We start from the raw sequence: 23,943 nt of genomic DNA, 5'->3' as shown, positions 1-23,943 counted from the left end.
TAGATAAAGTTTAGATTAGTTTAGTTTGTTTTAAGGTGAGAGAAAGCCCCGTCATTAAATGGCGGGGCTTTTCTCATTTCCAGACTTTTATACCTGGTCCTTCACCAACAGCCAGCCCGTTAGCACCGCCAGAGGTATAAGCGCCAGCAGCAGCTTCAGCACCACGGCCGGTGCTGCGGTGCCGGAGTTCCAGGAGCCTTTGCTGAACGTATAGCGGGCGCTCACCGCCAACGTCAGAAAGGCCAGCACAGCCAGCACGGCGTGCACGATCTGCAACACCTGCGGCGCGTTTATACTGGCGTCCCACACCCGCAGCCCCACACGCACCAGCCACGGCACCATGGCCAGCGAGCACAGCAAGGCCAGCAGCGTACCCATCTTTATCCGGAACAGCGTGACCCAGGAGGCCATGCTAAACAAAACCATACCCGACAGCAGCGCCACATCAGAGTACACATTATGCGGCACCGACACATAGCCCCTGAAGAAAAGTATAACCGTTGCCATGGCAACACCCGTGAGAAAGTATAACAGATACCTTGTCATATAAAGGAAGCATACTTAAAAAAGAGGATTTCGGATACCGGAAATCAAATAACAAGCGTGCTCGGCTACCTTATCGAGTACCTGACAGGTAGTACAAAATGCATGTCTGTCGGCTTTCCCTCCTCAAGCCCCGGCTTCCATAAAGGCATCTTCTGAAGCACCCGCACCGCCTCCGCATCCCCATCCGGATGAACACCTTTCACTACTTCTATGTCCTTGAACGTTCCGTCCGGCTGCACGACAAACGACAGCACAACCAGCCCCTGTACACCCGCTTTCTGCATGTGCTTGGGGTATTTGATGTTAGAGGCCAGAAACCTTAGCATGTCATACTCACCGCCGGGAAATGAAGGCAGCTGCGTCATCGGGAAAAACACCACTTCCTTTCCTGCTTCGCTGTACAGCTTACCTGAGACCATTTCACCGCTGTCATACATCTCTACCCTGCGCAGCTTGCCTGATTCATAGTAGGCCTTGAGCGTGTCTTCCTCCATGCCTTTTTCATACAAGCGTTTGTAGTATAACTGCCCACCCTCATACCAAGCCCTGTACTCTCCGTGCAGCTTATTATGGCTATAGTTACCCTCAATTTTCAGATTCCCGTTTCGATGCCACTCATAGTATGGCCCCTCCTTCACACCTGTTTTATACTCGCCCCCATCCAGGTCGCTGTACGTGTACAGGCTTACCTTGGAGCTATCAGCAGTAAGGTATCGCGTGAGCGTCCCCCCTCCGGTAGCGTTTTCTTCTTTTACCTCAAAAAAATGTGCCTCTGCTGCCGGAACCTCTTTCACTCCGCTTTTACTCAGGTACCTTACCTGCGCTACTGCCTGCTGCCCAGCCACAGAGAGCAATGCCATCAGAACAGCTGCCAAAACAATTCTCATGTTTGTTTTCATGTTAAACCTATACTTGCTTTTATTGCGAACCGGCAAATGTACTTAATCGCCTGGCGCAGTACAACATAAGATATACTTTATATGTAATGCCCAAACAAAACCCGCTGCTGCCTGTATAGCTATATGGCCTGTGGCCGAAAGTATAAGTATGCGTAAAGAGCAAAAAGGAACGAGAGACACAGCAGGCAAACAGGAGAAGAAAAGCCTGCGCGAGCAGATGGGGGCGCTGAAGAATTTACCCAAGTTCTTCCGGCTGATATGGGAAACAAGCCCGCGGCTGACCATCACCAACCTGTTGCTGCGCCTGGTGAAGTCCTCGCTGCCGCTGGCCATGCTGTATGTAGGCAAGCTGATCATTGACGAGGTAATCCGGCTGATAGACGTAACGGGCGAGCAAAGCCTGACCTACCTCTGGACCCTGGTGGCACTGGAATTAGGACTGGCTGTGATTTCAGATCTGATTAACCGGGGCATCACCTTGGTGGATAGTCTGCTGGGCGACCTGTTCTCAAACCGAACCTCTGTAACCCTGATAGAGCATGCGGCCAAGCTGGACCTGGCTCAGTTTGAGGATGCCACGTTTTACGACAAGCTGGAGCGGGCACGGCGGCAGACGGTGACACGGGTGGTGCTTATGTCGCAGGTGCTCTCGCAGTTGCAGGATATCGTTACAATCGGCTTTCTGGCTGTTGGTTTGATTGCCTTTAACCCCTGGCTCATACTTATACTTTTGGTAGCCGTGATTCCTTCGTTCCTGGGCGAGACGCACTTTAACGAGCGCAGCTACTCCCTCTCCCGCTCCTGGACGCCCGAACGCCGCGAGCTAGATTACCTGCGCTACATCGGCGCCTCCGACGAAACGGCCAAGGAGATCAAGACCTTCAACCTCTCTGGTTTCCTGGCACGCCGCTTTAAGGAGCTGTCGGACAGATATTATCTGCTCAACAAGGGCCTGACTGTCAGGCGAGCCTTCTGGGGCAGCGCCCTCTCTGCCCTCGGCACGCTGGCCTACTACGGTGCCTATGTCTTTATACTTTTCGCCACGGTGGCCGGCAACATCACAGTAGGTAGCCTCACTTTCCTGGCAGGCTCGTTCAGCAACATGCGGGGCCTTTTGCAAGGTATCATGACGCGCTTCTCCCAGATCACCGAGAGCGCTTTATACTTGCAGGACCTGTTCGATTTCCTGGAGCTGCAACCACAGATCTCCCCACCCGAAAACCCACTGCCGCTGCCTCGGCCTATCCAACAGGGGTTTACGTTCGAGGATGTTGGCTTTAAGTATCACAACTCGGAGAAATGGGCCGTGCGACACCTTTCCTTCCACTTAAGGGCAGGCGAAAAACTGGCCTTGGTAGGTGAGAACGGAGCCGGCAAAACCACGCTGGTAAAGCTGCTGGCCCGGCTATATGAGCCCACCGAAGGGCGTATACTTTTAGACGGCGTAGATCTGCGCGAGTATGACCTGAACGATCTGCGCCACCAGGTCGGTATCATCTTTCAGGATTACGTGCGTTTCCAGATGACTGCCTCCGACAACATTGCTATTGGCCAGATCAGCAACATCTCTGACAAGGAGCGTATTCAGACTTCTGCCCAGAAAAGCCTGGCCGACCTGGTGATCCAGCGCCTGCCCGACAAGTATGACCAGGTGCTGGGCAAGCGCTTTAACAAGGGCGTGGAGCTGTCGGGGGGCGAGTGGCAGAAGGTGGCCCTAGCCCGCGCCTACATGCGCGATGCCCAGCTGCTCATACTCGACGAGCCCACCTCCGCCCTCGATGCCCGCGCCGAGCACGAGGTATTCCTGCGCTTCTCCGAGCTGATAGAGGGCCGCACCGCTGTGCTGATCTCCCACCGTTTCTCCACGGTGCGCATGGCCGACCGCATTTTGTTTCTGGAGCAGGGGCAACTGAAAGAGCTCGGCTCTCACGAGGAGCTGCTAGCGCAGAACGGCAAGTATGCAGAGCTGTTCCACCTGCAGGCGAAGGGGTATTTGTAGGTAAAGAAGTAGAGAAGTAAAAAGTAGAGAATTATTTTTTTGATGCAGCTGTAGATCTTGCTTTTGTTAAGATAGCTGTAAGCTCTGAGGCCTCTTTTTTAAGATCTAACAACAGATGTGCAGCTACTATCTCGGCTTCCTCCAATATCTCTATCCTTTGCCTTAGTCCTATATCTTTACCTTTTTCCTTCTCTACTTTTTTACCTTTCTACCTCCATCTCCACGTGGAACATCCTCTGCTAGAAGGGGAAGAAGTATGGAATGATGAGAGAGGCGATCAGCCAAAGCAACAGGTTGAGCGGCGTGCCTACTTTGAGGTAATCAGAGAAGCGGTAATTGCCGGGGCCATAGATCATAGTGTTGGTCTGGTAGCCCATCGGGGTCATGAAGCTGAGGGAGGCGGCATAGGCCACCGCCATGATAAACGGCCGCTCGCTCACGCCCAGCTCCTGCGCCGTTACAATGGCAATGGGCGCCAGCAGGGCCGCCGTAGCATTGTTCGACATAAAGTTGGTGGTCATGAAGGTGGTGAAGAAGAACACTGAGAGCAGCACGTGCGGGCCATAGCTACCTACTCCAAGTATAAGGTAGTCGGCCAGCAGTTTGGCTGCCCCTGTTTTCTCCAGCGCGGCTCCCATCGAGAGCACGCCCCCCAGCATAAAGATCACTTTCCAGTCGATGGCGCTGTAGGCTTCCTCCAGCTTTATGCACCTAAAGATGACCATCGCCACCACCCCTGCTATCGCGCTCAGCACAATAGGTACCAGCCCCGTGGCCGCCGCCAGCACCACTCCTACGCTTATGAGCAGCACAGGTACAATCTTGGTGTAGTCAAAGTTGCTGCGCACGGTTTGGGAGATGATGAGGATATCATCGTTCTGGCGAAGTTTTTCAGCCTGGTCGCTATCGGCGGCTATCAGCAGCACGTCGCCTGCCGATAACTTCACGTGGGCCAGCTTATCGTGTACGATCTCGTCGCGGTGGCGGATGGCCAGCACGGAGGCGCCGTAGTTATAGGCCCGGAAGTTAAGTTCTTTCAGCGACTTGCCTCCCATGTAGGAGTTCGGGGTAACGATGGCTTCATAGAGCATACTGTCATACATGCCCACGTCCTCGTCCCTGAACCTGCGCTCCGACTTGAGTATAACTCCCTGCTGCTGCTTCAGCTTTTTCAGCTTCTCCACACCTATACGCACCTTCAGCACATCGTTGGCCCTAAGTATGAGCGCCGGGAACACCTGCAGCTTCTCCTTCTCACGCAGCACCTGCATCACCTCTATATCCAGGTCGCGCACCAGGCTGGAGCGCTGCAGGGGCACCCCCACCAGGGGCGAGTCGGGCAGCAGCACGATCTCAGTTAGATAATCCCCCATATTAAATTCCTCTGAGAGACTTTCGGTGTGCTTGCGATCGGGTAGCAGGTGGCGTCCCAGAAAAAACATGTACGTAATACCAACCACCAGAAACACGATACCGGCCGGCAAAAACTCAAACATGGTAAGCGGCTCTACGCCCTGCGCCAGTGCAATACCACTTACCAGGATATTGGTAGAGGTGCCAATGAGGGTACACACCCCGCCGAGCAATGCCCCGAAACTAAGCGGAATAAGCAGCTTGGCGGGGCTTACGCGGATATCCCTGCTAACCTGGATTACAACGGGCATGAGCAGGGCAACCACAGCGGTATCGTTTATGAAGGCGGACAGCAGCCCCGAGGTCAGCATGAGGGCCAGCAGGCACAGCAGGTAACTGTTACGGCCTATGCGCGTGAGCCCCACCCCCACGCTGTTCAGCACGCCGGATCTGAAGATGGCGGAACTGATGATAAACATGGAGGCGACCGTAATGGTGGCAGGATTGCTGAAGCCGGCAAAGCCCTCGGCAGGGGTAAGTATGCCCGTAACCATAAAAAGCACCATGGTCAGAATGGCAACTGTGTCAATGGAGAGCCGCTCGGTTACGAAGAGTATAACCGCCAGCAGAATAATCCCTAACACAATCCCTATCTCAACGGTCATATAAAGTATGATGTGCGGCAGGTGGGCAAGCCTCCGGATTTATGGGGAAGCTTTTTTGGGATTCTATAACTTGATATAGGGGCGTACGGTTACAGCACCGGAACTTTTTATTTCTTTGGTAACGTGAAGGTTATACTGCTGCTATTCGTTCAGCCAGGCCTCGGCCTCGGAGTAGGAGGTAAAACGTTTTGTGGATAGGTGGCTTTGAACGATGGTATCGTTTACCTGCAGCGAGGCAATGCGGTCGGCGGGGTCTACGCAGGCGGCTTTCCGTAGCCCAGCTTCCTTTAGCAGACCCAACGCTTCTATGTGCTTGCCCATAACAGCCTGCGGGTGCGTGATCATGGTGCGCAGGTCGAGCAGCAGCGAGAAACCACCGGGCTGCATCAGCGCGAGTGCTTTCTGTAAGTCGGGGTAGTATTCAGGTGCCTGGCTCTTGCTCTTCCAGAACCCGAAAATGTGGAGGTATATCCTGTTCTTCAGAGGCATGTAAAGCAACTCATAGCACTTGTTCCGGGCTACCAGTAATTTAGAATTCTCTTGTGTTATGTTTTTATCGGGAGTGTGCATAGTCGTTCCTGTTAGCATACGCATCCTGGAGCCGCATGCTTTAGACTATAGGGGGGTAAAGTATAAATAATCTAAATTACCCTTGATTAATCTTATAGGAAACGGGGTGGTGAATTTAATTATGCAAAGCATGAGCGGTGCTTTAACTGCGGATGAGGCCACCCAGTTCGTGCACTACGCCGTTTCTGACCTGTAGGTTAGGGCGCTGTATAGGCACGCCGTTTATCAGCGCCTGGCCCTTCTTACGGTAAACAGTAATGCCGGTGGAACTACAAACCGATTTCATGGTTTTACCCTCCTTCAGGTCCTGCTCCAGGTGTATGCCTCTTACAATGTGGCTCGAAAGTATGGCCCGCAGCCGCTCCGGCGATTCCTCATTTATACTTTGCAGGGCACTCTCCGGTGGTGCAAACAGTGTAATCTGCGCATCCCCCGACAGCATAGGTGTTAAGCCGGCCTTGGTAAGCAGGCCAGCCAACACAGGGCGTTCCTGTATCAGGTACTCCATCATAGGGCGATTTTCCTGGGCCTGCCCCACCTGGCCCCATACGGCAAACAGTGCAATTAGCAGGAATTTTATGTATAGGTTGTTTTGCGTCAGCTTCATGTCGATAAGGATAGTATCTGCTTTATTATACGCAGCCTCCCCTACAACAGCCAGATTCCGCTAAAACTTACCTGCAACCAAAAGTGCAATTTTTGCAGGTCCTCTCCTTAAAACATGCGCCAGTTGGCTATCTGCTGGAAAAAGCTTGGCAGCGCACTCGGCACCAGCGCCAGGCTCAGCAAAAAACCAAACAAGGCGCCGTACAAGTGAGCATCGTGGTTGATGTTGTCGCCCATGCGCTTGCCCGAGAAGTAGGAATACATCATGTACAGCACACCGAAGATAAAGCCCGGCAGGCACAGGAAGGCAAACAGGCAGATATCCAGCGTGGGGTAGAAAAGTATACTGGAGAACACGATGCTGGCTACCCCGCCCGAGGCTCCCAGCGCGCGGTAAGGCGGGTCGTTGCGGTGCTTAAAGTAAGTGGGCACATCCGATATAATGATGCCGCCCAGGTATACGAGCAAGTATAAAAGCACGCCTGTAGTAGAGCCGTAAGCCGTCTTAAACACATACTCCACCACATCGCCAAAGAAGAAAAGCGTGAACATGTTGAACAGCAGGTGCGTAAAGTCGGCGTGCAGGAAGCCGGAGGTAAGGAAGCGGTACCAGGAGTTGTCGCGCTGCACGGCATAGGGCTGGAAGATCCATTTGTGCATCAGGCCCTCGTTCTGCCAGGCGTACAGCGAAATGCCAACGGTGATAATGATCAGGATAATGGTAACGCTCATGCTTTGGTTTTGAAGAGAAATAAATGAATTGGAACAAAGATAAAAGACTAAGCCGTATGACACCTACTAAATATTGCCGCTTTCGCTGCGTTTATACTTGGTAGGCGACCAAAACCGGCCCTGGAAGTATAAAAGCCGATTGAGGTAAATATTGTTTATCTTACCCCGAACCCCTATGCAAGCCTGTTAAAAGGCACTGATAACACCCTATGGACAAATTTGTAATCTTCGACATGGATGGCGTACTCGTAGACAGCGAGCCCATCCACATGGAACTGGAAAGACTGCTCTTCAAGCAGCTGAACATAGCTGTATCCACCACGCTGCATCACACCTTTGTGGGGATGGCCCCCAAAAGAGTCTGGGAAACCCTGATCCGGGAGTTCAGCCTGCCGCATACCGTAGACGAACTCTTCCAGCTTGAAAAGGAGGTAAAGCATGCCGAACTACAGGCCCGGCAGATTCAGTGCATCCCGGCAGTGGATACCCTGCTGGCCACCTTGAGGGAGAACGGCTACAAGCTCTCGGTGGCTTCTTCTTCTCCCCACCTGATCATCGATCTGATCCTTAAAAAGTTGGGATTCCGGCATTACTTCGACTTTATTGTGAGCAGCGAGGACGTGCGCGACGGCAAGCCAGCCCCGGACATATTCCTGGAGGTGGCGCAGCGCTACCAGGTAGCACCGGAGCAGTTTATAGTAATAGAGGACAGCAGCAACGGCGTGAAAGCTTCCAAAGCTGCCGGCATGAAGTGCATCGGCTATAAATCCGCTAACTCAGGAAACCAGGACCTTTCCCTGGCCGATCTGGTGACCGAGGATTTCAGCAACCTTAGCCTGGAAGAATTTGAAAGACTACGTAACGACTCGGCCAAAGTATAAACCGCTTTAACTGGCGTGTATGCGCAACTCCACGGCCTCTAACGCTGAAGTTTATACTTTATAACCCAAGTTACTATTGCAGTGCAGGTGTTAACCCACCCCTAACCCCTCCGAGGAGGGGAATCACTTGCTCTTTTGCGAAATTCCCCTCCTCGGAGGGGCAGGGGTGGGTAAATCGCGACTTGGGTTTTATACTTTCGCGGGCTCTACTTTTATACTTTCGCAGCTTTATGCTTTTATACTTGCTCATCTACTTCTTGAGGGGTAGCAAAGAGCCCCAACAAAAAAGCCCTCTTTAGCTGAGGGCTTTTTTTATAGTTTAGCTATCGCGCTCCATTAGTTGCAGCGCCAGGCCGCGGACGGTGCTTTTGCGCTCCTCCGGCAGTTGGATAGCGTTGAGGTGGTGCAGGGCTTTCTGGAAGTATAGATCAATCTGCTGCTCCGTCTGGTGGCGGATGTGGAGTTGGTCGTATACTTCGGTCACAGCCTTTACTTTCTCTTCGGCTATACGTTCGTCAGTTTTGTCGCGCCAGCCGATGATGGTCTCGCGCTGCTGGCTATTTGCCTGCTCCAGCGCCGTCAGCATCAGGAACGTCTTTTTATCCGAGAGGATATCGCCGCCCACCTGCTTGCCGAACTTGGCCTTGTCGCCGTACACGTCCAGCAAATCGTCGCGTAGCTGGAAGGCAATGCCGATGTTGTCGCCGAAGGCCTTGAGGTGCTCGGCATCGTCTTTTGGCGCCCCCTGCAGGATGGCGCCCAGCTCGAGGCTGAAGCCCACCAGCACGGCCGTCTTCAGCGCGATCATGTGGATGTACTCTGGGATGCTCACCTGCTCGCGGCGCTCGAAGTTCATGTCCAGTTGCTGGCCCTCGCATACCTCGGCGGCGGTGCGGCTGAACAGGCGCAGCACCAGCGGCAGCTTGTCGGGCTCCACGTTCAGTAGCAGCTCGTATGCCCGCACCAACATCACGTCGCCACTAAGGATGGCTGTGTTGGCATTCCATTTCTCGTGCACGGTTTGCTGCCCGCGCCGTAGCGGGGCGCGGTCCATGATGTCGTCGTGCATGAGCGTGAAGTTGTGGAAAACCTCTACCGCCGCAGCCGGCAACAGCACGTGGTCCACCTCCTCGTCAAACATTTTGGCGCCCAGCAGCACCAGCAGCGGACGGATCCTTTTGCCACCGAGCGCCATGATATAGCGGATCGGCTCGTAAAGCTCCTTCGGGTTTTCGCCGTAGCGGAGCGTGGATAACGTATGGTTTAACTTTTCGGAAAGGATGTTGATATCCACAGGATATTTAATGTTGTTTTAGTGTCTCTACTAGGTCCAGATCGATGGTACGGTCGGCCAGGTTGGCGCTCTTCACCTCCACCAGCACTTCATCGCCGAACGAAATAATACGCTTGGTCTGGCGGCCGATGATGCGGTAGTTATCGGCATCCAACTCATAATAATCGTCGTTGATGTCGGCCAGGCGCACCATGCCCTCGCACTTGTTCTCCTCAATCTCCACAAAGATACCCCATTCCGTGACACCGGACACAATCCCCTTGTACTGATTTCCGATGGTATCCTTCATGAACTCCACCTGCTTATACTTGATGGAGGCACGCTCAGCGTCTGCGGCACGCTTCTCCATTTCGGAAGAGTGCTTGCAACGCTCCTCATACTCCTCCTTCTCAGTGGAGCTTCCCCCATCGAGGTAGTGCTGCAACAGGCGGTGGGCCATCATGTCGGGGTAGCGGCGGATGGGCGAGGTGAAGTGCGAGTAATGGTCGAAGGCCAGACCAAAGTGACCCTCCGGCTCGGTGCTATACTTGGCCTTGGCCATGGTTCGGATGGCCAGGTTCTGCAGCACGCTCTGCTCGGGCTTACCCTCAATCTCAGCGGTCAGGTGGTTCAGCTCCTCGGAAATATCGCCATCCACATCTACCTTATAGCCAAACTTGCGGGCGAACAGGGAGAACGTGCTCAGCTTGTCCGGGTCCGGGTTGCCGTGCGTGCGGTAGACCATGGTGGGGCGCTTCTTGCCTTTGCCCAGGCCAAACACAAATTCGGCCACGCGCTTGTTGGCCAGCAGCATGAACTCCTCGATCAGCTTGTGGGCATCCTTGCGCTCTTTTACATACACTGACAGCGGCTTGCCGTTTTCATCAAGCTTAAACTTCACCTCCACCGTCTCAAAGGAGATGGCGCCGTTCTTAAAGCGTTTGGCCTGCAGTTTCTTGGCAATGTTGTTCAGGATGTTAACTTCCTCGGCAAAGTCGCCTTCGCCGGTTTCGATGCGCTCCTGCGCCTCCTCGTAGCTAAAGCGGCGGTCGGAGTAGATAACGGTGCGGCCGTACCAGGTGTCGTACAGCTTGCCATTCTCGTCGAGCTCAAACACCACCGAGAAGGTTAGTTTCTCCTCCTGCGGGCGCAGGGAGCAAAGGCCGTTGGAGAGTCGCTCGGGCAGCATCGGGATGGTCCTATCTACCAAGTACACGGAGGTGGCTCTATGGTAAGCTTCTTTCTCCAGTATGCTTCTCGGGTGCACATAATGCGTTACGTCGGCAATGTGCACGCCGATTTCCCAATGGCCGTTCTCCAGCTTTTGGATAGAGAGGGCATCGTCAAAATCCTTGGCATCGGCAGGGTCTATGGTGAAGGTGGTCACATCGCGGAAGTCGCGGCGCTTGGCGATCTCGCCGGCCGGGATTTTCTCCGACATACTTTCCGCCTCTTCTTCCACGGCCTCCGGAAACTCGAACGGCAGGCCGAACTCGGCCATGATGGAGTGGATCTCCGCCTCGTGCTCCCCGGCAGGGCCAAACACACGGATCACCTCGCCGGTCGGGTTCTTGCCCGGCTTATCCGGCCACTCCAGAATGCGCACCAGCACCTTATCGCCCGCCTGGGCCTCGTTGAGGTGACGCTCGCCTACGAAAATATCGAAGTATAAACGCTTGAAGTCGGGCACCACGAAGCCGAAGTTCTTGGATAGCTCCATTAACCCCACCAGTTCGGTGCGCGAGCGCTCCAGCACCTCCACGACCACGCCCTCCTGGCGGCCGCCCCTCACTGAAGGCAGCACCTCCACTTTCACCAGGTCGCCGTCCATGGCGTACTGCAGGTGCTCGGTATGCACACGGATATCCTCTTCGCGCTCCGCCGACACAATATAGGCATACTTGCTGTTGGCCAGGTCCACGCGGCCCGTCACGATGTCCACTTTCAGGTTCATCATGTATTTGTCCTCGTCCACGGCCAGCAGCTTGTTCTCGCGCGCCAGCGCCTTTACCAGGTTTTGCACCTGCTCGCGGCCATGCTTATCGGTTACGCCCAAACGGCGGGTAACCTGGCGCATGGTAAACACAGTGTCGGGGCTGTTGGAAAACACCTCCAGCACCACCGCCTTCGCCGATTTAGGGCCACCTTTGCGGTTAGATGGCTCCTTACGGGCGTATGCCTCTCTGGCTGTCTCTTTGCTGCTTGCTGTATTGCCGCCTCTTGTGCGTGAGCGGCCTCTGTCGCTGCGGCTCTCTTTGTCTCTGCCGCCTTTGTTGTCTTTTTTGCTTCTCATGTATCTTCGTCGCTATGGGGGCAGCCAATAGAGCCGCCACTGCCATTTACAATCTTTAGCCTAAATAGTTTAAGGTTACTATACGCCGCTGCGGGCTCTTTGGCTAACGTGTGCTATAAATCGACTTCAATTTATAGAGAATTTTCTATATAAGAGGGGTGCCGGGGGATTTAGGAGGAGTTATTGCGGTAAAAAGAAGGGCCTATACTTTGATGGACGTCTCCCAGCCGTCGTAGTCGCCGTTGTGCTTCTGGGCCAGGCGCCGCAGGAGCAGCACGACCTTGTCTATACGTTGCTGGTCTATCTTATCGGTGCGGCTGATGTGCAGGCGGTGCGGGTAGTCTTCTGAGGAGGCCAGGTAATCGCTGGTGACCACGCTGTAGTTCTCCTTGACGATGCTTTGAAGGAAAGAGGCTCTATCGTCCGCGGTTTTAAAGTATATCCAGTGGTCTACCTGCCGCTCCTTGCTCAGGTCGTCGCCGTTGCTCTCCAGTTCCTCCAGCACCTTGCGGTTCTGTATGCTTTGCAGCTGCTCCGGCCCGGGGTACAGGAAATTGAAGTATCGGCTCCAGCTCTCATCCTTTGTCAGCCTTACCGTGTAGGCGTGGCCGTTGTAGCGTTGCATCACCCGCTGCACCTGCTCGGCGTAGCCGTTGGGCTCCCCCATGTAAAAGTATACTTTGCGGTGCCCGTTGGAGGTAAGGCGGCCGGCGTAGGTGGCTTTGCAAAACTCCCGAAGCACTTCCACCAGATCGTCTTCCAGGCTCTGCAGCACGATAGTCTCCTGCAAGGACGAGAGCCCGTCGGGCCGCGGGTCCACCATCTGCACCGACACCTGCAGCAGGTTCGGCTTTTCGGCCACAGGGGCAACCTTGGCAAGGCCCAAGTCTACGGCGATGGAGCCTGGCTTATGATCCACGCTCCTGAAATGAAATTCCCAATCTGGTTCGTGATGCGTCTGTTCCATACTTTACAACCTTTAAATTGCTTACGCCAGGACACGGCTGCTGCTACTGCCGATGCCACGCTACACCCTTGCCTTCAGGGCCTCCCGTTTCCGCTGTGCAGCCATAATGTCTTCCGGCTCGCCTCCCGGGATGGCATTCATAAGCGTACGCGTATACTCCTCCCGCGGTTGAAGGTAGAGTTGTTCCGGCGTTCCGCTTTCCACGATCTGGCCCTTGTTCATCACTAGTATACGGTCCGACATATATTTTGCTACTGATAAGTCATGGGTAATGAAGATGTAGGTGATGTGAAACTCCTCTTTGAGCCTGTTAAGCAGATTGAGCACCTGCGCCTGCACCGACACATCCAGTGCCGACACGGGTTCATCGCAGATGATGCACTTTGGCTGCAGTGCCAGCGCCCTGGCTATGCTCACGCGCTGCCGCTGCCCGCCCGAGAGCTCATGTGGATAACGACGGAGGTGCTCCGTCGCAAGCCCCACCTTCTCAAGCAGTTCCATTACTTTTCCACGGCGCTCTTTGCTGCTACCGTACAAGTTATGTACCTCCATCGGCTCCATGATGGCCTCGCCCACGGTGTGCATCGGGTTTAGCGAAGCGTACGGGTCCTGGAAGATCATCTGGAAATCGCGGCGGCTCTGGCGGAGTTGTTTGGGGCTAAGTTGGGCGATGTCGTGGCCGTTGAAGAGGATGCGGCCTTCGGTGGGTTCCACCAGCCGCAGCAGCGCCCGGCCCAGCGTGGTCTTGCCGCACCCCGACTCGCCTACCAGACCGATCGTCTCGCCGGCCTTTACCTCAAAGCTCACCCCGTCCACGGCTTTTACATCGTCTGTAGTACGGCTAAAGAAACCCTGCCGGACTGGGAAGTATACTTTCAGGTTCTCCACCTGCAGCAGTGGCGGCTTCTGCTTGTTCTCCTGCTCTTGCTTTATACTTGCTACCGTACCTACATAGGCGTTTACCACATCTGCCAGCGAGGGCTCGTATACTTCCCGCTTCCTTTCGGTGATGTTCCCGAACGTATCCTCCAGCATAAAATCCGACACGGTAGGAAGTATGGCTTGCGGCCTGACAGATAAGGTGGGCCGGCAGGCCAGCAGACCTTTGGTGTAGGGGTGCTGCGGTTGGGTAAAGATGTCCAGCACCTTGCCCTGCTCTACCACCTTGCCTTTGTACATCACCAGAATGCGATCGGCGATTCCGGCCACTACCCCCAGGTCATGGGAAATGAACAGCACAGCGGTATTATCCTTTACCCGGAGCACGTCTATCAACTGCAGCATACGCGCCTGCACCGTTACATCCAGGGCGGTGGTGGGTTCGTCGGCTATAAGTAGGCCCGGCGCGCAGGCCATGGCCATCGCGATCATCACGCGCTGCGTCTGCCCGCCTGAGATCTCGTGTGGATAAGCGTCGAACATCTTGTCCGGCCTTGGCAGCTTTGCTTTCTCAAAAAGCTGAATGGTACGTGCTTTGGCCTCTTTTTTAGAAAGATCAGTGTGCAACAGCAACACCTCCGCCACCTGTTTTCCACAGGTATAAACCGGGTTTAAAGACGACATCGGCTCCTGGAAAATCATACTTATCTCGTTGCCGCGAATGCCTTGCAGCTGCTTCTCCGGCAGCTGCAACAGGTCTACCTCGCCATACTTCCCGGATTGGAAAACCGCCTCTCCCCCTGTTGTTGTGCCTGCCGCATCCAGCAGCCGCATCAGCGAGAGTGCCGTGACCGATTTCCCTGATCCCGACTCCCCCACAATGGCCACTACCTCGCCCGGGTATACCTCAAACGAGATGTTGTCCACGGCCCTGGTGGTGCCGCTGCGCGTGGAGAAAACGGTCTCTAGCTCTCTGACCTGAAGTATGGGTGTGGGATTTGGCAAGGGTGAAAGTATAGGGTTAGCTTTTGGTAAGTTAGGTTTTTTTCAGGATTACAGTACAACTAATAGGCCGCAAATATTATATTAGCGATCACTTATATAGTAAAACCATATTATTGTATTCTGTAGGAGCTATCTGCACCTAATCGTATCAAATATATCATTTTGAACCAACAACACTATAATTAAATTAAGTAAAACCAATTAAAAACCAAGTATGAAAAGAAACTTACGCATGACAAGCTTTCTACTTGCACCAGCCATTATGCTTTCCAGCTGTGCAAGTATTCTTAACTCAAAGCAGCAGCCCCTCCAGATTGTTACAGACCATGCCACCGCCAAAGTGTATGTCAATGGGGAGTTAGCGGGAGAAGGTGAGCAGGTAGAGGCCAAACTCGCCAGAGACATGAAGGTGCAGCAGCTTAAAGTGGAGCAGACAGGTTTTAAGCCGGAGTATAAAGTTGCTTTCCAGACAACTAAATCGCCGCTCTACATTATGTCCTGGATCCCTTTCGGCATCCTGTTCTTTCCGCCTTTCTCTGACGGCGGCCCGAAGAGCTTCGATTACAAGAAAGAGGCTATTCCCGTTAAACCCAGCCTTAGCATTGTTCCTAAAAAAGAGAACAGCAAATACATTTACCTGAAGAGCACCTCCTTTAATGTGAGCAAGGAAGATCTGGTCTTCAAGAAGTATTTCAGTCACAAAAGATATAACAAAGGGAAAAAGGAATCTTCGGTTACCAACGGAAAAGACGACCTTAAACTGGACAACACGATCTTCTCAGATGCCATTGCGGATGTACTGAAGAAGTATGGCTACACAGACACGACAAGATCTGTGCTGAAGAATAAGACCAACACCATTTATGTAGGGGCTGAGGTAAGCAACGTTCAGTTTAGCGATATTTATAATAACAAGGGAGCGTTCAGGCAAAACTATGCTGTCGGTAAGGCTACCATTAACTGGACCTTTTACGACGTGTACGGACAAACCAAGTTCCAGAAGTCTATCGTCTCTGAATCGGGCGAGTTCAGCCCCAACTACTATGATGACCCGCAGGATTACATTGCCGTGATTCTGGAAGATGCCATTACGGCTTCTTTCTTTAAGGTGCTGGAGGCAGAGGAGGTACAGCAGCTTATGAAAGAAGAGCAGACAGAGACACCCACCTTTACCCCTCTCGCTCTAAAGAAAGCTAAATCCTCTTCTCTGGTGAAAACAATCGCTCAGGCACAGAACGCGACCGTCACCCTGAAAACCAAGGAAGGCCACGGCAGCGGCATTGTAATTGATGAAAGCGGCTACATCCTAACTAACTTCCATGTGATAGCCAACCAGGAGAAAAACACGAAGCTTATACTTCCGGACGGCCAGGAGGTTTCCTGTGATGTTGTTCGCGTGAACGAGTATGCTGACCTGGCCTTGTTGAAGGCAGATAAGAAGTTCACCTACTCCTTTGCCCTGCCAAGCGCCGCAGACTACTCTTCCGGAATGGACGTGTTTGCCATCGGAACACCTAACTCCATAGAGCTGGGACAAACCTTATCGAAGGGTATTATCTCCGGCATCAGAAATAACAAAGACTCTGAGTGGATCCAAACCGATGTGAGCGTGAACCCGGGAAATAGTGGCGGTGCCCTGATCGACAGAAACGGAAAGCTGCTTGGTGTGGTAAACTCTAAAGTGACGGGCTTTGGGATTGAAGGAATCGCCTTCTGTATTCCTGCTTACAAAGTAAGCCAGTTTTTGGGCTTGAGTGTGAAGTAACAAAGCTCCCGCTTTCTTAAAAAGCAGAAGGCTGCTCCGGATGGGGCAGCCTTCTGCTTTTATACTTTATACTTCTGCTACAGTCCCTGCTGCTCTGCAATTCTTTGCTTCGGCTCTTCGTGGTGCTCCCCGAAGAAGCGCTTCTGGTTGAAGAGGATCAACAGCACGCCGATGAAAATGGCGGAGTCGGCTACGTTAAAGATGGGCCACAGCGACATAGGCTTGCCGCCGAAGAGCGGGATCCAGTTCGGCACGATGCCTTCCCAGATATCGATGTAGAACATATCGATGACCTGTCCATGGAACCAGGGCGTAGAGGAGCCATAGGGGGCGTTATCGAACCACACGCCGTAGAACGTACTGTCGATCAGGTTGCCGACAGCACCGCCAAGTATAAGCGCGATGCACCAGATCAGGCCCTTGGGGGCTTTATGCTTTACAAGGTAGTACAGGTAATAACTAATGCCAAACATGGCCACCAGGCGGAACAGCGTGAGCATGAGCTTGCCATACTCCGAGCCCAGCTCCACGCCAAAGGCCATGCCCGGGTTCAGGGTATAGTGCAGCTTCAGCCAGTCTCCTATCAAATGGATCTCACCTGGCAGGCCCATCTCCATGTTATAGTGCACGATCAGCTTCACAACCTGATCGATGATGATGACAGCAAGAGCAGCCAGGTAATATTTTCCGTATTTCATATCTGAACTTTAAGCAGCAGCGCTTTATACTTTCTTACCGCCGCAAATAGACTTCTTTAAAAGTATAAAAGCGCCAGGAAGCCCTTTTAGTTTCCTGGCGCTCTTTGGTTTACACAATCGCGTTTTGCTCCGTCTGGATGCGGATGTATACTTTGTACTCATCAATATCCAGCAGCGTAGCGCTTGGCAATTCCTGTACCACATCCAGGCTCAGGGCCTGCGTCTCGCTACAAATGTAGTTGCTATAGTTGGCTACGGCCGCATTCACCTCCGGCGCCGACTGCTGCATGGCGATATGGATCTTGTCCTGCACCTCCAGGTTAGCGTCTTTTCGCAGGTTCTGGATGCGGTTCACCAGGTCGCGGGCGATGCCCTCCTGCTTCAGTTCCTCCGTGAGCGTGATGTCCAGGGCCACCGTCAGCTTGCCTTCGCTGGCCACGAGCCAACCCGGAATATCCTCTGAGGAGATCTCCACATCCTCCGGCGTCAGCACAGCCGACTCTTCCTCGTTGAGCATGATTTTAAAGCCTCCTTCGCGCTCCAGCTCGGCAATGTCTTTCTGCTCCATCTGCTGCACGGCGGCGGCCACCAGTTTCATCTTCGGACCGAACACCTGGCCAAGCTTCTTAAAGTTAGGCTTGATCTTCTTCACCAGGATACCCGATGTGTCGTCGATGTACTCGATCGTCTTCACGTTCACCTCGCTCAGGATCAGATCAGCCACGGCTTCTATCTGCTGCTTCATCTTCGGGTTGAGCACCGGGATCAGGATGCGCTGCAGCGGCTGGCGCACTTTGATCATCTCCTTCTTGCGCAGCGAGTGCACCAAAGAAGAAACCGTCTGGGCCAGTTGCATGCGCTCCTCCAGGTCTTTGTCGATATCCTCGTGGTTTACTTCCGGGTAATAGGCCAGGTGCACCGATTCCTGCTGGTGCTTGTTGCTCACTGCGTTCAGGTCGCGGTAGAGCTGCTCGGTATAGAACGGCGCTACCGGCGCGGCCAATAGGGCTATCGTCTCCAGGCACGTATAAAGCGTTTGGTAAGCAGCGATCTTATCAGTGTTGTACTCGCCTTTCCAGAAGCGCTTACGGTTGAGACGCACATACCAGTTGCTCAAATCATCTACCACGAAGTCCTGTATGGCACGGGCGGCGCGGGTTGGGTCGTAATCAGCATAGTAGCTGTCTACGTCCTGTATCAGGGTGTTCAGTTTGGAGATGATCCAGCGGTCCGACTCCGTGCACTGCGCCATTGGTACATCCGCCTCGGCATAGGTAAAGTTGTCGAGGTTGGCGTAGAGGGCGAAGAACGAGTAGGTGTTCTGCAGCGTGCCGAAGAAACGGCGCTGCGTCTCCACCACCCCATCCGGGTTAAACTTCAGGTTATCCCAAGGCGGTGCGTTCGAGATCATGTACCAACGCACGGCATCCGGGCCGTACTGGCCGATCATCTCGAACGGGTCGATGGCGTTGCCCAGGCGCTTGCTCATCTTGTTGCCGTTCTTGTCGAGCACCAAGCCGTTGGCGATTACGTTCTTGTAGGCCACGCTGTCTTCCAGCATCACAGCCAGCGCGTGCAGGGTAAAGAACCACCCGCGTGTCTGGTCCACCCCCTCAGCAATGAAGTCTGCCGGGAAGTTCTGCTCGAAGATCTCCTTGTTCTCGATCGGGTAATGCCACTGTGCATAAGGCATGGCGCCGGAGTCGAACCACACGTCGATCAGGTCTGGCTCTCTGTACATTGGCTTACCGGAGTCACTTATCAAAATGATGTTGTCCACATATGGGCGGTGCAGCTCCTTCACGTCAAACGACTCATCCATCACACCGGCGCGCACGGCTTTCTCTATCTCCTCCGTCAGCTGGGCGATAGAGCCGATGCAGATTTCTTCCTCACCGCCCTCGGTTCTCCAGATGGGCAGCGGCGTGCCCCAGTAGCGGGAGCGCGACAGGTTCCAGTCCACCAGGTTCTCGAGCCAGTTGCCGAAACGGCCTGTACCCGTAGACTCCGGTTTCCAGTTGATGGTCTTGTTCAGCTCTATCAGCCTATCCTTAACAGCCGTGGTCTTGATGAACCAGCTATCCAGCGGGTAGTACAGCACCGGCATGTCAGTGCGCCAGCAGTGCGGATAGGTGTGCTCATACTTCTCTACCTTAAAGGCCTTGCCATCTTCCTTCAGCTTGATGGCGATCTTTACGTCGGTTGGCTTGTAATCGGCGGCAGACTCATCTTCCTTGGCGTAGTTCTTCACGTACATGCCGGCAAAGTCGGTTACCTCTTTCACGAAGCGGCCTTGCCTGTCCACGATCGGAGAGGGTTTGCCGTTCTCGTCCAGCACCAGCAGCGCCGGAATATCGTTCTGGGCGGCTACACGGGCGTCATCGGCACCAAAGGTTGGCGAGATATGCACCATACCGGTACCATCCTCTGTAGTCACATAGTCGCCGATGATCACGCGGAAGGCGGGCTTGTCCGGCTGCACGTACGGCATCAGCTGGTGGTACTCCACGCCGGCCAGGTCGGCGCCGGTGAACTCCTCTACCACTTTGTAGGGGATCAGCTTATCACCCGAGCTATAGTCTGTCAGGGCCAGGTCCGCGGCTTTCGGATTGAAGTAGCGGCTTACCAGGTCCTTGGCCAATATAACCGAGATCGGCTCGAACGTATACTGGTTATAGGTTTGTACTTTTACATATTTGATGTTCTTGCCCACGGCCAGCGCCGTATTGGCAGGGAGCGTCCAGGGCGTGGTGGTCCAGGCCAGGAAGTGTACACTCTCCTCCTCCCGCTCGAAGAGGAACATATTGCGGGTAATCTTCTTCACCTCGAACTGCGCCACAATGGTGGTGTCTTTTACCATTTTGTAGCAGCCCGGCTGGTTGAGCTCATGCGAGCTAAGGCCGGTGCCGGCAGCCGGGGAGAAGGGCTGTATCGTATAGCCTTTGTAGAGGTAGCCCTTGTCGTAGAGGCGCTTTAGCAAGGCCCAGCAAGACTCGATGTACTCATCCTCAAAGGTGATGTAAGGGTTGTTCAGGTCTACCCAGTAGCCCATCTGCTCGGTGAGCGTGTCCCACTGGTTCTTGAAGCGCATGACCGTTTCGCGGCAGCGCTGGTTATACTCCTCTACGGTTATTTTCTTGCCGATATCCTCTTTCGTGATACCCAGCTCTTTCTCTACCTGCAGCTCTACCGGAAGGCCGTGGGTGTCCCAGCCGCCTTTGCGGTTTACCTGAAAGCCTTTCAGGGTCTTGTAGCGACAGAAAATGTCTTTCACGGCACGGGCCATTACGTGGTGAATACCCGGCGTGCCATTGGCTGAGGGCGGTCCTTCGTAAAACACGAACGGGGTGTTGCCCTCACGGGTGGCTACCGACTTCTCAAAGATGTTGTGCTGCTTCCAGAAGGAGAGCACCTCCTCGCCTACTTTGGCGTAATTCAGATTTTTATACTCGTTGTACTTTACCATTTTCAGGTTTATTGTCTTCCTCAAGATTTACTTCTTCCTCTAATCTCAACTTTAGCTGGCTCAGGTCAAGCTCCTCGTCCTCGTGCTCCAGGTAGAACTCATCATAGTGCTCTATCAGGGCGTATGGATCACGCTTATACTTGCCGCTGTCGAAGCTCATCAGCAAAGTTGGCAATATAATCAGGTTTGTGAATAATGCAATCAGCAAACTCACCGACATCAGCACGCCCAGCGCCTTGGTGCCGCCGAACTCGGAGAAGGCAAAGATCACAAAGCCAAAGAACAGGATCACCGAGGTATAGATCATACTGGTGCCCGCTTCTGTTAAGCTGGTGGTAATGGCCCGGCTCACGTTAAACCCGTTCGACAGCAACTCACTCCTGTACTTGGCCAGGAAGTGGATGGAGTCGTCGATGGCGATGCCGAGGGCGATGCTGAAGATAAGGGCGGTACTCGGCTTCAGGGGGATGTTGAAAAACCCCATCAGGCCACCCGCGATCAGCAGCGGTATCATGTTCGGTATCAGCGAGCTTAACACTACCCTTACCGATTTAAACAACAGCGCGATCACAATAGTTACCAACACAAAGGCAAGTAGCAGGCTGGACTGCAGGTTGGCGATCAGGTACTCGTTTCCTTTGATGAAAAGCAGGGTGGTGCCGGTCAGGCTTACGGTTGTCTGGGCGCCGGAGTCATCGCGGGTAAAGGTCATGGTGTTGCCCTCCTCGGATACACTCACTCCTTCGCCACCGTAAATCTCGCGCAGCTCCGGTTTTATTTTCCTGATGATCAGCGTATCCAACTCCCGGGAGCCCGCATCCGCCACTTTCAGGGAGATACGCGCTTTCTGACCGGTGCTGTCTACAAAGGCGCGGAGCAGCTTCTGGTTGGCCCCGTCGTTCTGCCTGGCCAGGTAACTGAAGATGAAGTTGCGCTCCGTGTTGTCGGGCAGGCGATAGGAGTTCGGGTCGCCTTCATAAAAAGCCTGTGTAGCCGTTTTCACCAGTCCTACCACCGAGATAGGCGCGGAAAGGATAGGCTGCGTGCGCAGGAATCCCTCGAGCTGGTCCAGCTTCCTGAGGTTTGGCAGGCGCATCACGCCTTGCTTTATACCCGTGTCCACGATGATCTCCAGAGGCATCACCCCGCTGAAATGGTTCTCAAAAAAGGCCAGGTCGGCGTTCACACTGCTCTCCTCGGGCAGGTCATCCACCATGTAGGAAACCGTCTTCACCTTTGTGATGCCAAACAGCGATACCCCTACCGCCAGTATGGTAAAGAAGTAAACGAGGTGGCGCTTGCGGTGTACGATGTAATCGAAGAACTCGAGCAGCTTGTTCAGCGGACGCGCATCGAGGTGGCGCAGCTGCCGGCGGCTTGGCGGCGGCAGGTAAGAGAACACCACCGGTATCAGCACAATGCTGATAATGTAAGTTACAAAAATGTTGATGCCGGCCACCACACCGAACTCATAAAGTATGGCGACATGGGTAAAGGTAAACACGATGAAACCGATCGCTGTGGTCGTGTTCGTCACCAGGTTTACCACACCGATCTTGCTGATGACCCGGGCCAGGGCCATGATCTTATTGCCGTGCTTGCGGTAGTCGTAGTGGTAGCGCGTGAGCAGGTAGGTCGAGTTCGGGATGCCGATGACGACAAGTATAGCCGGGATCAGGCCTGTGAGCAACGAGATCTTAAAGCCCAGCAGCGAGAGCGTGCCCAGCACCCACACCACCACCATGCTGATCACCAGCAGCGGGAAGATAACGGCGTAGAAGGACCGGAAGAAGATGAACAGGGTAACGCCCGTTACCAGCAAGGCCAGGGCCAGGAACAGCTGCATCTCGGCGGCTACCTTGGTCGTCATCACGGCGCGCACAAAAGGTAGTCCGGCGTAATGCAGTTTTATACTTGTCTTTTTAGAAAAAGCTTCTGTGTGTGCTGTAATGTTATCCATCACCTCTACCCGGCGGGCCGAGTTGAGATACACCGGGTCTAAGGTAATAGCCAGCAATGTGGCGCCGGTTTTGTTGTTGATGATCTGCCCGTCGTAAAAGCCCTGGTTGCGCACCACCTGCAGCAGGCTATCCAGCTCTGGCTGCGTTTCGGGCGCGGCAGGGAAGATGGCAGCGGTGGTAAACCTGCGCTCGGCGGTGTCTTTTACCACCTGCACCAGGTTTGGCAGCGAGATCACGGCTTTTACGCCCTCCACCTGGCTCAGTTCGTCTGACAGCTTTTTCAGCTCCAGGAAGTTCTGCAGCCGGTATGCTTTGTTGTCCTGCATGCCGACAACCAATATGTTCCCGTCTTCGCCAAAGGTTTGCTTAAAGCGCTGGAAATACTGCATGTCCACGTCATCCTTGGAAACGACGTTGGCAAAATCGTACGACATTTCTGCGTTTCTGGCATGATAGGCCATAAAAGCAGTAAGCGCGGCTAAGACCACCATTAGTCTCAGCCTGTACTTGATAATAAAAATGGCAATCTTATTCCACATGGTCCGGCTACAATTCGGCAAAGGTAGGGATTTTTGCCTTTCCGCGCGGGCTGTTAGCTAGAAAGCTGCTGGAAAACAGCTACAACTAAGTGCCTTTATAGCAGCAGGCTATCCGCTCTGCTTCCTAAAGCTCTCCCTATACTCCACGTGGTGCCTTCCGCTGCTGTGGATAGTTTAGCAGTAAAAGCGCTTTTTTCTTCTTTAGGATCCTTTTTATACTTTCTTTCAACAGCTGAAGCGCCCTTATCCCTGCCTTTTATATGTATACTTCTATGCCGGCAACCCTTTGTTTATAACTCCCGCAGAAAATGCCCTTGGGCTTCAGGACCGGCTTTTTCTTCTAGGTATTGCACAGCCGGAGGAAGCACAATTATAATACCGATCTACAAGTATAGCCTTACACCTATTTTACATAAGTATTAAACTCAAAAACATTAAGCCTGCCCCTTTATACTTTCATAAAAGGTGAGAGAAGCTTTTTTACGTAGTGTCATGCAGCAAAAATGTAGCGCTCCCATAGAAAAGCCCCTTTCCTTAGGGAAAGGGGGCTTGAAAGGCAGGGTTTATACTACATGCGGTCTATCCACTCCTTTATCTCGTGCTTGGTCTTGCCTATTTTTTGCTGCATCCGGCCCAGCCACTCGTCCTGCCTGCCTTCTTCATACGTTAGGTCATCGTCGGTTAAGTCCCCATACTCCTGCTTCATTTTGCCCTTTAGCTCGTTCCAGTTGCCACGGGCTCTGTATTCTGTTTCTCTCATGGTTTTAATGCTTGATTTATACTTGCATAAACGAGATGCGGCATACAGGGGTTTATGTACGATACAGGCTGCATGAAAATAGAAAA

17 protein-coding genes are annotated in these 23,943 nt (G+C 53.5%); 3 read left to right on the top strand and 14 right to left on the bottom strand.

Annotation, left to right across the window (positions count from 1 at the left end; translation table 11 throughout):
* Positions 1 to 87 precede the first annotated feature (87 nt).
* Both OH144_RS17870 and OH144_RS17865 read right to left on the bottom strand, forming a co-directional pair.
* The gene (locus tag OH144_RS17870) at positions 88 to 546 is read right to left on the bottom strand and encodes a hypothetical protein (RefSeq protein ID WP_266203639.1); all 459 of its coding nucleotides are present in this window, start codon (positions 544 to 546) and stop codon (positions 88 to 90) included.
* Between the two features lie 65 nt (positions 547 to 611).
* A complete protein-coding gene (locus tag OH144_RS17865; RefSeq protein WP_266203638.1) occupies positions 612 to 1,433 on the bottom strand; it encodes an energy transducer TonB in 822 nt (273 codons plus the stop codon).
* A 160-nt stretch (positions 1,434 to 1,593) separates the two neighbouring features.
* On the opposite strand from OH144_RS17865, the gene OH144_RS17860 reads away from it, so the two are divergent.
* Entirely contained in the window at positions 1,594 to 3,444 is a 1,851-nt protein-coding gene (locus OH144_RS17860; protein WP_266203637.1) for an ABC transporter ATP-binding protein, read from the top strand.
* 239 nt (positions 3,445 to 3,683) lie between these two features.
* On the opposite strand, the gene OH144_RS17855 is transcribed toward OH144_RS17860, so the two are convergent.
* From OH144_RS17855 to OH144_RS17840, 4 genes are all read right to left on the bottom strand, one after another.
* A complete protein-coding gene (locus OH144_RS17855) occupies positions 3,684 to 5,462 on the bottom strand; it encodes an SLC13 family permease (RefSeq protein ID WP_266203636.1) in 1,779 nt (592 codons plus the stop codon).
* A 141-nt stretch (positions 5,463 to 5,603) separates the two neighbouring features.
* On the bottom strand, positions 5,604 to 6,032 hold the full coding sequence (locus tag OH144_RS17850) for a hypothetical protein (RefSeq protein ID WP_266203635.1): 429 nt from the start codon (positions 6,030 to 6,032) through the stop codon (positions 5,604 to 5,606).
* Between the two features lie 142 nt (positions 6,033 to 6,174).
* Entirely contained in the window at positions 6,175 to 6,639 is a 465-nt protein-coding gene (locus OH144_RS17845; protein ID WP_266203634.1) for a fasciclin domain-containing protein, read from the bottom strand.
* A gap of 107 nt (positions 6,640 to 6,746) precedes the next feature.
* Entirely contained in the window at positions 6,747 to 7,370 is a 624-nt protein-coding gene (locus OH144_RS17840; protein WP_266203633.1) for a rhomboid family intramembrane serine protease, read from the bottom strand.
* A 209-nt stretch (positions 7,371 to 7,579) separates the two neighbouring features.
* On the opposite strand from OH144_RS17840, the gene OH144_RS17835 reads away from it, so the two are divergent.
* A complete protein-coding gene (locus OH144_RS17835; RefSeq protein WP_266203632.1) occupies positions 7,580 to 8,251 on the top strand; it encodes an HAD family hydrolase in 672 nt (223 codons plus the stop codon).
* Between the two features lie 319 nt (positions 8,252 to 8,570).
* Here OH144_RS17835 and OH144_RS17830 read toward each other — a convergent pair whose 3' ends face one another.
* From OH144_RS17830 to OH144_RS17815, 4 genes are all read right to left on the bottom strand, one after another.
* Positions 8,571 to 9,545: a polyprenyl synthetase family protein gene (locus OH144_RS17830; RefSeq protein ID WP_266203631.1), complete on the bottom strand. Its 975-nt coding sequence runs from the start codon at positions 9,543 to 9,545 to the stop codon at positions 8,571 to 8,573.
* A gap of 7 nt (positions 9,546 to 9,552) precedes the next feature.
* Positions 9,553 to 11,817: a ribonuclease R gene (gene rnr, locus OH144_RS17825; RefSeq protein WP_266203630.1), complete on the bottom strand. Its 2,265-nt coding sequence runs from the start codon at positions 11,815 to 11,817 to the stop codon at positions 9,553 to 9,555.
* Between the two features lie 202 nt (positions 11,818 to 12,019).
* Complete coding sequence (locus tag OH144_RS17820; RefSeq protein ID WP_266203629.1) at positions 12,020 to 12,784, bottom strand: DUF695 domain-containing protein; 765 nt, start codon at positions 12,782 to 12,784, stop codon at positions 12,020 to 12,022.
* A gap of 60 nt (positions 12,785 to 12,844) precedes the next feature.
* Entirely contained in the window at positions 12,845 to 14,668 is a 1,824-nt protein-coding gene (locus tag OH144_RS17815) for an ABC transporter ATP-binding protein (RefSeq protein ID WP_266203628.1), read from the bottom strand.
* A 214-nt stretch (positions 14,669 to 14,882) separates the two neighbouring features.
* Between OH144_RS17815 and OH144_RS17810 the strand changes: the two genes are divergently transcribed.
* Positions 14,883 to 16,433, top strand: coding sequence for a S1C family serine protease (locus OH144_RS17810; RefSeq protein WP_266203627.1), 1,551 nt, complete (start codon positions 14,883 to 14,885; stop codon positions 16,431 to 16,433).
* Between the two features lie 77 nt (positions 16,434 to 16,510).
* Here the strand turns inward: OH144_RS17810 and OH144_RS17805 are convergent, their stop codons facing one another.
* From OH144_RS17805 to OH144_RS17790, 4 genes are all read right to left on the bottom strand, one after another.
* Positions 16,511 to 17,131, bottom strand: a complete 621-nt coding sequence (locus OH144_RS17805; RefSeq protein ID WP_266203626.1) for a lipoprotein signal peptidase — start codon at positions 17,129 to 17,131, stop codon at positions 16,511 to 16,513.
* A gap of 109 nt (positions 17,132 to 17,240) precedes the next feature.
* Complete coding sequence (gene ileS, locus OH144_RS17800) at positions 17,241 to 20,597, bottom strand: isoleucine--tRNA ligase (protein WP_266206355.1); 3,357 nt, start codon at positions 20,595 to 20,597, stop codon at positions 17,241 to 17,243.
* Positions 20,575 to 23,097 carry an efflux RND transporter permease subunit gene (locus OH144_RS17795; RefSeq protein ID WP_266203625.1) on the bottom strand — a complete coding sequence of 841 codons (2,523 nt, stop codon included), beginning with the start codon at positions 23,095 to 23,097 and terminating at the stop codon, positions 20,575 to 20,577. Before OH144_RS17795 ends, ileS begins: the two co-directional genes overlap by 23 nt.
* A gap of 568 nt (positions 23,098 to 23,665) precedes the next feature.
* Positions 23,666 to 23,857, bottom strand: a complete 192-nt coding sequence (locus OH144_RS17790) for a CsbD family protein (RefSeq protein WP_266052622.1) — start codon at positions 23,855 to 23,857, stop codon at positions 23,666 to 23,668.
* Positions 23,858 to 23,943: the final 86 nt, after the last annotated feature.

Source organism: Pontibacter kalidii (assembly GCF_026278245.1).
GTDB lineage: Bacteria > Bacteroidota > Bacteroidia > Cytophagales > Hymenobacteraceae > Pontibacter > Pontibacter kalidii.
This window is presented reverse-complemented; position numbering and strand designations above follow the sequence as displayed.